We start from the raw sequence: 12,845 nt of genomic DNA, 5'->3' as shown, positions 1-12,845 counted from the left end.
GCCAGCGTTCTTTGGGCTAAGTGCCTAGGTGAGCTTGCAGAATACTCGCACGCAGACGTTTTATCTTAAGGAAATGGCGTGGTGGATGCCGTTATTTTCCGCGGCATGGGGCCGCCGCGTTGCGCTTGGCGCGCGGAGAAACGCCACTAGCGGATGCCGCCAGCCGGCGGTAGTGGCAGCGTAATGCGCACGACCAATCCACTGGGTTGCGCCGCCAGGGCGGTGGCGTTGCCACCGTGGCGGTGGGCGATCTCGGCGACGATGGCCAGCCCCAGGCCGCAGCCACCCGGCATTTCGCTGGCACGCCAGAAGCGCTCAAACACGCGGGGCAAATCGGCCGGCACCAGGCCAGGGCCGTTGTCTTCCACCTCCAGCACGCAATGGGCCCCCTCGCGCCGCACGCGCACGGTCAGCGTGGCACCCGTGCCCGCGTAATGCAAGGCGTTGTCGATGAGGTTGTTGAGCACCTCACGCAGCAGCAGCTTCTCACCCGCCACCTGCACACTGCCCTCGCCTTCGTAACCCAGGTCAACGCCAGCGGCCAGGGCGCGGGGTGTCCACTCCCGCGCCACTTCGCGGGCGAGTTGGGCCACGTCCAGCGGTTGCAGCGTTACATCCGCCTCGGTGCGCGCCAACGACAGCAACTGGTGCACCAAGTGGGCGCTGCGCAAGGCCCCGGCATGCACCTTGCCCAGCCGCTCCTTGACCGCCACCGGTTCGCTTTCACTCAAGGCCAATTCGGTTTGGCTGACCAGGCCGGCCAACGGCGTGCGCAACTGGTGGGCCGCGTCGTTGACGAAACGCTTTTCCTGGCTGAGGCTGCGGCGCACGGCATCCAGCAATTGGTTGACGGCCAGTGCCAGTGAGTGCACCTCGTGCGGGGCCTGGGCCAGCTCGATCGGCTGCAGGGCCGACAAGGTGGGGCCGGAGCGGTCCCCCAACTGTGCCTCTAGGCGCTTGAGCGGGCGCAGGCCGCGGGCGATGCCCGCGTTGATGATGATGCCCAGCAGCACACCCAATGCAGCCAGCGGCACCAGCATGTCGAACACCAGTTCTCGGGCCACGCGCTCCTGCACGGCCAGGCTCTTGGCTACCTGCACACGCAGGCGCTGCGGCGCATTGGCTTCGCCATACGTGACCTCCAGCACCGCCACACGCACCTTCTTGCCATCCAGGCGGGCGTCATAGGTCAGCGACTCACCGGTCTGGATCGCCAACCCGGGCGGTGGCGGTGGCAACTGGCTATTGCCCAACAAAAAGCTCCCCGGAGGGGATGTCACCAGGTAGCCCATGCGATCGGTCGGATCCTGCTCCAGCACGTCCTGCGCGGCCCGCGGAAAGTCGACCTGCAATCCCGAACCCATGGGTTTGACCTGACGTGCCAGCGCGCGCACCGATTGCTTCAGCGACTGGTTGATGCCGGTGTCGGCATAGCTCAGCGCAATGCGCCAAGCCAACAGCCCTCCCACCGACCACAGCAGCAACTGCGGCAGCAACAGCCACAGCAGCAGCTGGCGTTTCAGCGAAAGCCCTGGCAACAGGGTGCGGCCGCCCGGTTTCATCGCAGGCATCAACCGGTGCTGGATTCCAGCAGATAGCCCAGGCCTCGCACATTGCGTATGCCTAAGCCAGAGTCGGCCAGCTTGCGGCGCAGGCGGTGCACATACACCTCCAGCGCGTTGGAGGCCACGCCGCCCGTGGGTTCGCCGGGCTCACTCTGCCAGGCATTGAGCACGTCCTCGCGGCTGACCACCTGGCCGGCGTTGGCCACCAGCAGCGACAGCAACGACCATTCGCGCTGGGTCAACTCCATCTCGTCATCGCCCAGCCAGGCGCGGTGCTGCACGGCATCCACCCGTAGCTTGCTGGTGCTGGCCCCGCCAATCTCCAGCGAGCCGCCAAAGGCCGGCATGCGCGAACGCCGCAGCATCGCATCCAACCGCGCCTGCAGTTCCACCATGATGAAGGGCTTGGTCAGGTAGTCGTCAGCACCGGCGTTGAGACCCAGCACGCGGTCGTCTACACCGTCACGTGCCGTCAGTATCAGCACCGGCAAGGCCAGCACGCGCTGGCGCAGCCATTGCAGCACGGCCATGCCGTCAAGCTTGGGCAGGCCAAGGTCGAGAATGACGCCGTCAAAGCGCGTGCTCTCCAGCAGTTCGCGGGCCTGCAGGCCGTGCGCGGCGCTGGCCACCGTGTGGCCAGCCTGGGTGAGCTGCGCAGACAGCGCGTCGCGCAGCAGGTCATCGTCTTCGGCAATCAGTATGTGGGCCATGGGTCTCGTAGGGAAATCAACTCATTGAACTCACTGCTTGTAGTAGGACGGCAAGGCCCGCAGGTACTTCGGCAGGTTGGGGTTCTTCATCAAACGCGAGAAAAACTCGGGGTCTTCATTCGTCGTCAAGGCACTCAACCGTGTCTTCTCAAACGGCAGCCCAAAGCGGCAAGCCAGCAAGCGCTTGGCATCGGCCGACGTGACGGTCGCGCCCGTAGGTGCCGGCAGATTGCACTGGGCAAAGTCTTTGGCCAATTGTTCGAGCGTCAGCTTGGCGGCCAACTGGGCCGTGTCGAACTTCAGGCCCTGCTGGATGCGTGCTTTGGTCTCGGCCACGCTCATGGCCGGCAGGCTGGTGCCGGGGCAATTGGGCGTCATCGCCTTGCTGCGCTTGGTCTTGGCAAACACGGCCGTGGTTTCAATGTCGGCGTCGCCGCGCACGGCCTTGAGCACGCCCACATCGCCATACAACGGCTCACCGCGCACAGCGACCAGCTGGATGTTGTCTTCGATGGCGTTGATCAGGTTGCGGTAGGGGTCAGCCTGGCGGTCATCCACCACCAACACATCGGCCAGGTAGCCCTCGGTGATCTGGCCCAGGCGCTGGCTCCAGCCCATGGCATCGGCCGGCTTGCGGGTCACCATCTCCACCAGCTCGCGCTCGCTGAACAGGCCGTGCAACGCGTGCTTGTTGACCAAGTCCGCCACCTTGAGTTCCCCCAGGCTGGACTTGCTGCCCGAAGGCGCCCAGTCCGGCGCCAGGCTGATGGACAGGCCGGCGCGCTTGGCTGCTTCCACGTTGGCGGTCTGGCCGTAGAGCATGAAGTTGGACAGCGGCGACCACACCAACTTGGCGCCCACCGAGGCCATCTCTTTCAACTGTGGCTCGGTCAGCCCCACACCGTGGATGGCGATCAACTCGGGCCCCAAGAGGTTGCTGTCCTTGATGGCGCCAAACTCGGTGGCCATGCGCTGCGACGGCCCTTCGGCCAGGTGCACCACCAGCAGCCCCTTGCTGCGCTCGGCCTGCATGGCGGCCCATTCCTTGGCGCTGCGGCCGATATCTACACGGCTGGCCGCCACGCGTGACTCAACGGCCGAGTTCTCGATATTGCGGACCAGGCACTCCTCTTTGGAATAGGCCAGATTGGTGCGCCCGCCTTGCAGGCTGGTGGTACCGCCGGCCAAGGCCTTGTATTCACCATAGCGGCCGATCTCGGTCGCCAGGTCCAGGTACTGGGGCTGCGCCAGCACCACTTGGGGGTAGGTGATGCGCTTGTTGTAAACATCGTCGTACCAGCGCCACTCATAGCGGTCGCGGTACTTGCGGTTCACCGGGAGCAAGGGGTAGATGGCGTACTCGGGGTGGTTGTGCAGGTCGATGATGCCGGGGTAGATAACGCCCTTGCTGTCGACCACGGGCGCATCTTTGGCGCCATCGGGCAAGGCCTCGCCAGCGCGGGCAACGGCCATGATCTTGCCGCCGGCCAGCCACACACGGGCATTGGGCAGCACATCCCCTGCATCATTCATCGTCACCACCTTGCCAACCAGCACCAAACCCATTTCGGGGTTCCAGCGTGTCTGTGCGCTAAGCGTTACAGAGACTGCTGCGAGTGCTACGAAATGTGTCAAATGCCGCAGAACGCGCAACATGGGGACCTGGAACATGGGCCGTGAAACGGTGGCAAAGCTTGGCATGGCGTGGGACACCTTCTGATCAGAAATAAGGGGATGCTGCGCATCATAGCGCCGGGTGCAAACACCACCTTTCCGCCCCCGCCCTACCGCCACGTGCAGCGCTTGAAATGCGGCCGCAAAGACCTTGGTCCGCGCCGGTTTCAGGCCTTTCAGTCTGTTACATGTGCAACGGACTTTCGAACAACTTTGCGCAATCTCGCATGGAAGAATCGCCGCACAAAACGCGGTAGGCATGCCTATCACACGGCAGCACAGCCACCCAGGGTCGACACCAAACAACGACAGGAAGCCATGCATATGTTGGGCATTTCACGCACTACCGCAAGCCGCAAATTCGTTGCCGGCGGCCCTTTGCAGTACACCGCCACCAGTGGCTGGTTCAAACGCGAAGCGTCCATCATGGGGACTTCCATCCGCGTGGAGTTGTGGAGCGACAACCGCGCCGACGGCGAGGCCGCCATCGACGCCGTCATGGAGGAAATGCACCGCATAGACCGCACCATGAGCCCGCACAAGGCCGACTCGGAACTCTCGCGCATCAACCGCCATGCGGGCCAAGAGGCCGTGCCGCTGAGCGAGGAGATGTTCCACCTGCTGAGCCGCGCGGAACACTTCGCGCATATCTCCGAGGGTGCGTTCGACATCAGCTATGCCGCGGTCGGCCGGCTCTACGACTACCGCCAGCGCACCCGTCCCACGGCCACCGAACTGGCCCAGGCGCGTGCCGCGGTCGGCTGGCGCAACGTGGTGCTGGACGCGGCCGCACGTACTGTGCGCTTTGCCCGCCCCGGCATGTGCATTGACCTGGGCGGCTTTGCCAAAGGCCACGCCGTGGACAACGCGGCCAAGCTGCTGCACCGCTGTGGCATTGCCCACGCCAACATCTCAGCCGGTGGCGACAGCCGCGTCATGGGCGACCGCCGCGGGCGCCCATGGACCATAGGCATTTGCGACCCGCGCCAGCCCGGTGAGGTGGTGGCTCTGTTGCCACTGGAGGACACATCCATCTCCACGTCGGGCGACTACGAACGCTACTTCGACGAGGCGGATGGCACACGCTTTCACCACCTGATAGACCCCGCCACCGGTGACTCCCCGCGCGGCGTGCGCAGCGTGACCGTCTTGGGCGAAGACGGGCTCAGCACCGAAGCCTTCTCCAAGTGCGTCTTTGTGCTGGGCGTGGAGAAAGGCCTGCGCCTGATCGAAGCCCAGCACACCCTCGACGCAGTGGTCGTCGACGCAGCCGGCGCACTGCACTACTCCCGCGGCCTGCTGGCACCTGACCGGCAGACGACACGGCAATAGCCCGCACGCCGCCCCCACAACCTCCACACGAGACCCCCACCATGACTATGCGAGTGACCCTCTGCGTATGGGCGACGTCGGCCCTATGCGCCGCAGCCATCACCGCTTGCGGCAACGGAAGCTCTGACGAGACCAAGACCGTGACCGTGTCGGGCGACGCCCCCATCGCCTATGCCAAGCGCTCCAACACCATCAGCGCCAACCCGACCAATGCCGCGCCCACGGCACCCGGCGGTGACATCCTGATACGCGAGAAGTCTTCGGTCAGCGCCACCGAATACAACATCACAGCAGGCTACACGCAGGGCACAGGCGACGCGTCCAACCCCGATGTGTCGTATGACGGCAAGAAGATCGTGTTCTCGATGCGCTGCCCCACGACCAACACCGGCACCATCAATGGCCAGCCCGCCTGCACCGGCCGCTGGAACATCTGGGAATACGACATGAGCGCCGGCAGCCTGACCAATGGCACGCTGCGCCGCATCACCAGCTCCAAAGACTCGGACGATGTGGACCCAACCTACCTGCCTGCGGGCCGCGGCTTTGTGTTCACGTCCAACCGCCAGACCAAGTCCAGCGTCAACCAGGCCGTGGGCCAGACCTATTTCGCGCTGGATGAATACGAACGCGAGCGGGTGTTCAACCTGCACACCATGGATGCCAATGGCCAGGCCATCACGCAGATTTCGGTGAACCAAAGCCACGACCGCAGCCCCACGGTGCGCCCCAATGGCGACATCATGTTCTCGCGCTGGGACCATGTGGCCGGACGCAACCACTTCAAGATCTTCCGCGCCCGGCCCGATGGCACGGATCTGTTTGTGCTGTACGGCGCACACAGCCCCGGCAACAGCTTCCTGCACCCGCGCGACATGGACCCCAAGGGCAAGTACAAGGGCTTTCTGACCTCGGACCTGATGCCCCTGTCGCGCACCGATGAGGGCGGTGGCCTGGTCATGGTGGACGCCGCCAACTACTCGGAGAAGGACACACCCGCCAACGCTACCGCACCCGCCCAGGGCGGCCAAAAGCAGATGACGCTGCAAGAACTGAACATCGAAGGCGGGGCCTCACTGTATGGCCGCGTCACCACGCCCTACCCGTTGTGGGATGGCACCGATCGCGTGCTGCTGGGCTTCACGCCTTGCGAGGTCACCCGCAAGGGCGTCGTGGTGTCCTGCGCCACCTTGACCCCCGAAGAGTTGGCCCGCGTCAGCGACGAGAACCGCTCGATGGCCGAAGCCAACGCCGACGAAATCCAAAACAATGTGCGGCCCACCTACGCCATCTACATGTTTGACCCCGCCAAGCAGACCTTTCTGATCGTGGCCGCCCCCCCACCCGGGTTCATGTACACCCACCCGGTTGCGCTGCAGGCACGCGCCGAACCCAATGCCACGCCCGCCACGGCACTGGACAGCACACTGGCTGCGCAGAATCTGGGCCTGCTGGAGGTGCGCAGCGTCTACGACACCGACGGGCTGGGCCGCATGGGTGACGAGGTGCTGACTGCGGCCGACCTGCCGGCCGGTTGCAGCACCGCCATCGCAAAGACCACACCGACCGATCCGCTAGACACCCGCAACCGGGTGGCCGACATCGTGCGCATGAAGGACCCGGCCGACGCCGCCTATGGCTGTGCACCGGCCCGTTTTGTCCGCGCCGTGCGCGCCGTGGCGCCGCCCGAGGGCATGACCGGCACACGCAGCGCCATTGGAGAAACCGAGTTCGAGATGCAGCAGATCCTGGGCTATGCGCCAATAGAGCCCGATGGCTCCTTCAAGCTGCAGGTGCCAGCCGACACACCCATCGCACTGGCGGTGATCGACACGCAAGGCCGCGCCTTCCAGACCCACACCAACTGGATACAGGTGCGCCCCGGCGAGCGCCGCACCTGCGACGGCTGCCACAGCCCGCGCCGTGGAGGTGCGCTCAATTCCGGCGCCGTGGTCAACACCATCTCCAGCGCTGTGCTACCCAGCATGGCCGGCGCCCACCTGTCGGGTGAGACCATGGCCAGCACCCGCACCCGGCTGGACCCCAGCGCGCTGCAACTGGTGCGCGACATGGTGTATGCCGATGTGTGGGCCGACACCAGCAAACCCGGTGTCATCGGCCGCGGCGCGCTGGCCCTGCGCTACACCGGCAATGCATCGGCCGGCGACGACTTGGCTACGCTGGTTCCCACCAATGGCATCATCAACTACCCCGAGCACATACAGCCGCTGTGGACACGCAACCGCGGTGCCAATACCTGCGTGGGCTGCCACAGCGACCCGGTCAAACTGGACCTGACCGCTACGCAGGCCGCAACCGGGCGCATCAGCTCCTACGACGAGCTGATGATCGGCGACCCCGTCATCGACCCCGCCACCGGCCAGCCCAAGACCCGCGTTGACGATGGCGTGGTCATCGTAGAGCGCGGGCCGGCCTTGGTGGACACGGCCGCCAGCGAAGGCGAGGCCCTGGGCCTGGCCCGCAAGAGCCGCCTGGCGGAAATTCTGTTCGGCCAGAACCTGTTCTCTGACAGCGCGGCCCGCACGGCCCACCCCAACCCACCGACCACCGCACCCAACCACGCCGCGATGCTGAACAAGGCGGAGAAACGCCTGCTGGCGGAATGGATAGACCTGGGCGGCAAGTACTACAACGACCCGTTCAACAGCGGTGCCAGCATGGTGCAGGCCAAGGGCCTGAGCCAGGGTGCCTTCGCCAGCGATGTGCTGCCCGTCTTGCGCAGCACCTGCGCGGCCGGTTGCCACCAGCCGGTGGGCAGCAGCAACAAGGCCAAGACCCAAGGTGCCACCTCGTTCCGCAACAACCGCTTTGTGCTGACGGGTGATGCCAGCGGCGACTACAACGTGACGCTGACCATGGTGTCCAACACCTGCAACGTGGGCGCCAATGCGCTGCTCAAGCGCCCTTCCAGCGCCCCCCACCCCGTGGTGCTGCCCGTGGGCAACGCCAACTACAACAAGATTTCCAACTGGATTGCCACCGGCTGCTAAACCCATGATTCCACATCGCTATCTGCAATCCCTGGCAGCCGTGGCCACCACCCTCGCACTGTGCGGCTGCGGTGGAGGCGGCTCGGACGTGCTGGGCAACCCGCCCAGCATCAGCAACCCGGCCATGGTCGCAGGGCAGTCTTTGTCGTTCGCCTATTTCCAGCGCTGCATCAATCCGATCTTCCTGGCGCAATTGCCGGTGCAAGGCGGCGGCGCGGGCACCAACACCTGCTCGGCATCGGGTTGCCATGAAACGAAGACAGGCACCGGCGGCGCATTGCGCCTGTTCCCCAATGCGCCCACCGTGGACCTCAGCGATCCAGCCAATACACCGGCCGTCATTCGCACCAGCGACATGTACAAAAACTTTTACTCGGCCCAGGCGGCCGTGGTCATTGGTTCTATCTCGCAAAGCCGTCTGCTGGCCAAGCCGTTGTTGCTGGGCGTGCTGCACGGTGGTGGCCTCATCTTCTTGAGTGAAAACGATCCCAATGCCAAGCTCATCCAGTACTGGATCAGCCGCCCCGTGCCACAAGGCCAGGACGAGTTCAGCACGGCCAACTACAGCATGTTCACACCGGCCGACCCCAAGACCGGCGCATGCAATACCCAATGAGGCGCAGCAAACCCATGAGCATCCGCGTCGCCATTGCCCTGACCCTCGGGGCCCTCACCTTGCTTTGTGCGCCGCTGGCCAGCGCGGTAGAGCCGGTGCAGATCACCGACCCCTATATCGAGCTGCACACCGGCCCTGGACGGGGTTTCCCCATCTTCTTTGTGGCGCCGCGCTCTCAATGGATTGGCATCGAGCTGCGCCACACCGACTGGTACAAGGTGCGCACCGAAGACGGCAAGGTCGGTTGGGTCACGCGCCAGCAATTGGAGAGCACGCTGACCGACGCCGGTGACAAGAAGACCTTCCGCGATATGCTGCTGGACGACTACCTGAGCCGCCGTGTGCAAATGGGCGCGGCCTGGGGGCAGTTCAAGTCCGAGCCCATGCTCAAGCTATGGACCAGCTACCGCTTCTCCGAGACGCTGAGTGCCGAAGGCACGCTGGGCCAAGTGCAGGGCGTTTTCTCCGGCACCGACTTTTGGCACATCAATGTGCTCAGCGAGCCCTGGTCGGACCAGCGCATCTCTCCTTTCTTCAGCATAGGCCTGGGTAAGTTCAAGAACATTCCCAACCCCAGCCTGGTGGGCGCCGCGCAGACCGATGCGCAACTGGCCAATGCCAGCCTGGGCGTGCGCTACTACCTGACCGACCGCTTTGTGCTGCGTGGTGACTACACGTTCTATACCGCCTTTGTCGCCGACACACGCTCGCTCGAATACCGCGCCGTCACTGCCGGCATCTCCTTTTTCTTCTGAGGTCACCACCATGCTCACACCACTCCTGCGCACGCTTGTTCTGGCCGCGGCCACCACTCTGACCACCCTTGCTGCCTGCGCGGCAGACCCGGCGCCCACGACCACGACTACGACCACACCCTCCACCGAGCAGGTCATCGTGCCCGGTGTCAGCCGCCGCGACATCAAGCTGCCGCGCTTCCCCTCCAATGACTTCGAAGCGGGCGCCTTCGTCGGCACCTACTCCACGCAAAATTTCGGCTCCAGCACCGTGGCGGGCCTGCGCCTGGGCTACCACATCACCGAAGACTTTTTTGCCGAAGGCGTCTTTGCCCAGACCCAGGTCAGCGATGCCAACTACCGGCAGATCCTGCCCGGCGGCGTATTTGCCACCGAGAAAGAAAACCTCAGCTACTACAACCTCTCAGTGGGCTACAACGTGCTGCCTGGTGAGGTGTTCTGGGGCAGCAAGCGCGCCTGGCCCTTCTCGCTGTATGTGATCGGCGGTGTGGGCAGCACCTCGTTCAACCAGCAGCGCCGTGCCACCTTCAACTTCGGCTCGGGCATGCGGGTCTTCTTCACCGACAACATCTCCATGCAGATTGACGCGCGGGACCACATCTTCTCGCTGGATGTGCTGGGCAAGAACCAGACCACGCAAAACCTGGAATTGACGCTGGGCCTCACCGCCTCCTTTTGATTTGAGTGCTGCCCCTTTTCTCCATGAACCCAAGCCCTTCCCTTTTCAACCAGCAGCGGCGACGCGACTTTGCGCTGCGCTGTGCGGCATCCTTGGCTCTGCCATTGCTTGCCCGTGGCCCCGCATCCGCCGCCGTTGCACCGTCGGCGGCAGCGCCCGACTTCACACTGCGCACCATAGGCGGCCCCAATCTGCGCCTGCAGGAGCAGCGGGGGCAGGTGGTGCTGGTCAACTTCTGGGCCACTTGGTGTGGGCCCTGCCGCCAGGAAATGCCGCAATTGAACAAGCTCTACGACCGCTACCGCGCGGCGGGCTTTGTGCTCCTAGGCATCAATGTGGACGACAACAGCCAGCATGCCGGCGACGTGGCACAAAAAATGGGCCTGCGTTTTCCGGTACTGCTGGACAGCGACAAGGCCGTCAGCCGCTTGTACGACCTCAGCACCATGCCCACCACGGTGCTGATAGACCGCGACGGCCGCGTGCGCCATGTGCACAACGGCTACCTCGCGGGTTATGAAGACCTGTACGACAAAGAAATCCGAGGCCTTCTGAAATGACAAAGACACCCCTGACCCGCAGCGCCCTGCTGCTGTGCGCCGCCCTGCAAACCGGTTGTGCAATGCAGCCCTGGGTCAAGCCCTATGAACGCGAACACCTGGCTGACCCCATCATGCAGTTCACCCGTGAAAGCCTGTCCGAGAAGCATTTCGAGCACGTGCGCGATGTCCGCGAAGGCGCACGCGGCGCCACCGGCGTGCAAGGAGGTGGCTGTGGCTGCAACTGACGCACGCATGACCGCCCCCATAACCGCACGTTCTCGGGCCAACCGTTGGAACTGGATTCGCCACGCTGCGACCCTGCTCAGCGGCGTGCTGGCCGCCAGCGGCGCACGCGCGGTCGACCTGCCCGAGGACACGGCCGAAGCGCTCTACCACTCCTACAACGGCGGCGGCGTCAATGCCTCTGGCCCCGCCCTGCTGGTGCGCAAGCAGTTGATGGACAAGGTCTCGCTGACGGCCAGCTACTACATGGACTCGGTCAGCAATGCATCCATCGACGTGGTCACTACGGCCAGCCCCTACAGTGAAAGCCGCACCGAATATGCGCTGGGCGCCGAGTATGTGTACCGCGATTCCAAGATTTCGCTGACCACATCCACCAGCCGCGAATCCGACTACACGGCTAACCGCGTAGGCCTGGACATCACGCAAGAGACCTTTGGCGGCATGACCTCGGTCAGCCTGGGCTTTACGCGGGGCAATGACACGATTGGCAAGCATGCGTCGCCCGAGTTTGCCGATGTAGCAGCCCACTGGCAGTACCGCTTGGGTGTTACGCAGATCCTGTCGCCCAAGTGGGTCATGAGTGCCAACACCGAGGTGCTGGCCGACGACGGCTTTCTGGGCAGCCCCTACCGCGTGGCCCGCGTGTTTGGCGCCACCGTGGCCGAGCGCACACCGCGCACGCGCTCGGCCCGTGCCATCAAATTCCGCATCATTGGCGACCTAGGCGCGCGCGATGCCGTGCATGCCGACTACCGCTACTTCTGGGACAACTGGGACATCAAGGCCCACACCGCCGAAGTGGGCTACAGCCGCTACTTTGGCGACCAGTGGTTGGCCGACACCTCACTGCGCTTCTACCGCCAGGACCATGCCTTGTTCTACAGCGACAACGCCACGGCTGAAACCACCTACATCTCGCGCAACCGGCAGCTCAGCAGCTTCAGCAGCGTGGGTCTGGGTGCAAAAGTGGCCTACAAGCTGCACACCGTGCCCGGCAAATACGCACTCAAGCTCCATGGCGCCTATGAGTACACCAGCTACAAGTTCAGCGACTTCACCGACCTGCGCACCGGTGAGGCCTATGCCACCCAGGCCAACCTGTTTCAGGTCTACCTGAGCGCCACTTTCTGAGACGCACCGCACTGCCATGAATCCACTCCACCGCACACTCATCTACACAGGCTTGGCCTGCCTCTGCGGACTCGGCTCCGCCTGGGCCGCTGACGCGCCCACGGCCCCGACGACGGCCACCGCACCCACCACCGAGTCCGCCGTGCTGGACACCCGCATCCAAGACATCAAGAGCGATGTCGTCAAGCTCAACCGCGACCTGCTGGTGCTGGAGGAGGAACTGCTGTTCCCCGCCAACACCCAGGTGGCGCTGTTTGTGTCCATGGACGTGGGCAAGATGTTTGAGCTGGATTCGGTACAGATCAAGATCGACGACAAGCTGGTGGCCAGCTACCTCTACACCCCACTGGAGGTGCAGGCCCTGCACCGCGGCGGCGTGCAGCGCATTTACGTGGGCAATCTGCGGACCGGCCCACACGAGCTGGTGGCTTTTTTCACCGGAGGTGGGCCGCATGCCCGTGACTACAAGCGTGGCGCCACCGTGAAGTTTGAAAAAGACACCCAGGCCAAGTACGCCGAGCTGCGCATCAAGGACTCCAGTGCCAAGCTGCAGCCCGAATTCGACATCAAATTTTGGCAATGAA

At 64.3% G+C, this 12,845-nt stretch carries 12 protein-coding genes; 9 read left to right on the top strand and 3 right to left on the bottom strand.

The genetic code is table 11. From position 1 onward, the window contains the following. Positions 1–146: 146 nt before the first annotated feature. From AC07OO_RS18140 to AC07OO_RS18130, 3 genes are read right to left on the bottom strand one after another with little or no spacing between them, the layout of a single operon-like run. Positions 147–1,571, bottom strand: coding sequence for a sensor histidine kinase (locus AC07OO_RS18140; RefSeq protein WP_495083538.1), 1,425 nt, complete (start codon positions 1,569–1,571; stop codon positions 147–149). Beyond that, positions 1,571–2,275 carry a response regulator transcription factor gene (locus tag AC07OO_RS18135; protein WP_495083537.1) on the bottom strand — a complete coding sequence of 235 codons (705 nt, stop codon included), beginning with the start codon at positions 2,273–2,275 and terminating at the stop codon, positions 1,571–1,573. Before AC07OO_RS18135 ends, AC07OO_RS18140 begins: the two co-directional genes overlap by 1 nt. A gap of 30 nt (positions 2,276–2,305) precedes the next feature. Further along, positions 2,306–3,841, bottom strand: coding sequence for an amidohydrolase family protein (locus AC07OO_RS18130; protein WP_495083536.1), 1,536 nt, complete (start codon positions 3,839–3,841; stop codon positions 2,306–2,308). Positions 3,842–4,273: 432 nt separating this feature from the next. Here AC07OO_RS18130 and AC07OO_RS18125 point away from each other — a divergent pair, with 432 nt between their 5' ends. The 9 genes from AC07OO_RS18125 to AC07OO_RS18085 are packed head-to-tail and all read left to right on the top strand — an operon-like array spanning position 4,274 to position 12,844. Further along, positions 4,274–5,281, top strand: coding sequence for an FAD:protein FMN transferase (locus AC07OO_RS18125; RefSeq protein WP_495083535.1), 1,008 nt, complete (start codon positions 4,274–4,276; stop codon positions 5,279–5,281). Between the two features lie 41 nt (positions 5,282–5,322). Beyond that, positions 5,323–8,292: an HzsA-related protein gene (locus tag AC07OO_RS18120; RefSeq protein ID WP_495083534.1), complete on the top strand. Its 2,970-nt coding sequence runs from the start codon at positions 5,323–5,325 to the stop codon at positions 8,290–8,292. Positions 8,293–8,296: 4 nt separating this feature from the next. Further along, positions 8,297–8,908 carry a hypothetical protein gene (locus tag AC07OO_RS18115; RefSeq protein WP_495083533.1) on the top strand — a complete coding sequence of 204 codons (612 nt, stop codon included), beginning with the start codon at positions 8,297–8,299 and terminating at the stop codon, positions 8,906–8,908. 14 nt (positions 8,909–8,922) lie between these two features. Then, entirely contained in the window at positions 8,923–9,663 is a 741-nt protein-coding gene (locus AC07OO_RS18110; RefSeq protein WP_495083532.1) for an SH3 domain-containing protein, read from the top strand. 10 nt (positions 9,664–9,673) lie between these two features. Then, positions 9,674–10,342: an outer membrane beta-barrel domain-containing protein gene (locus AC07OO_RS18105; protein ID WP_495083531.1), complete on the top strand. Its 669-nt coding sequence runs from the start codon at positions 9,674–9,676 to the stop codon at positions 10,340–10,342. A gap of 23 nt (positions 10,343–10,365) precedes the next feature. Continuing rightward, positions 10,366–10,902, top strand: coding sequence for a peroxiredoxin family protein (locus tag AC07OO_RS18100; protein WP_495083530.1), 537 nt, complete (start codon positions 10,366–10,368; stop codon positions 10,900–10,902). Continuing rightward, positions 10,899–11,129 (top strand): DUF4266 domain-containing protein, encoded by a 231-nt coding sequence (locus AC07OO_RS18095; protein WP_495083529.1) that lies wholly within the window; start codon positions 10,899–10,901, stop codon positions 11,127–11,129. Before AC07OO_RS18100 ends, AC07OO_RS18095 begins: the two co-directional genes overlap by 4 nt. 7 nt (positions 11,130–11,136) lie before the next feature. Continuing rightward, on the top strand, positions 11,137–12,261 hold the full coding sequence (locus AC07OO_RS18090) for a DUF3570 domain-containing protein (RefSeq protein ID WP_495083528.1): 1,125 nt from the start codon (positions 11,137–11,139) through the stop codon (positions 12,259–12,261). Between the two features lie 16 nt (positions 12,262–12,277). Further along, on the top strand, positions 12,278–12,844 hold the full coding sequence (locus AC07OO_RS18085) for an AraC family transcriptional regulator (protein ID WP_495083527.1): 567 nt from the start codon (positions 12,278–12,280) through the stop codon (positions 12,842–12,844). The last annotated feature ends 1 nt before the right edge of the window (position 12,845 follow it).

It is taken from the genome of Rhodoferax sp. GW821-FHT07G04 (assembly GCF_059418585.1).
This window is presented reverse-complemented; position numbering and strand designations above follow the sequence as displayed.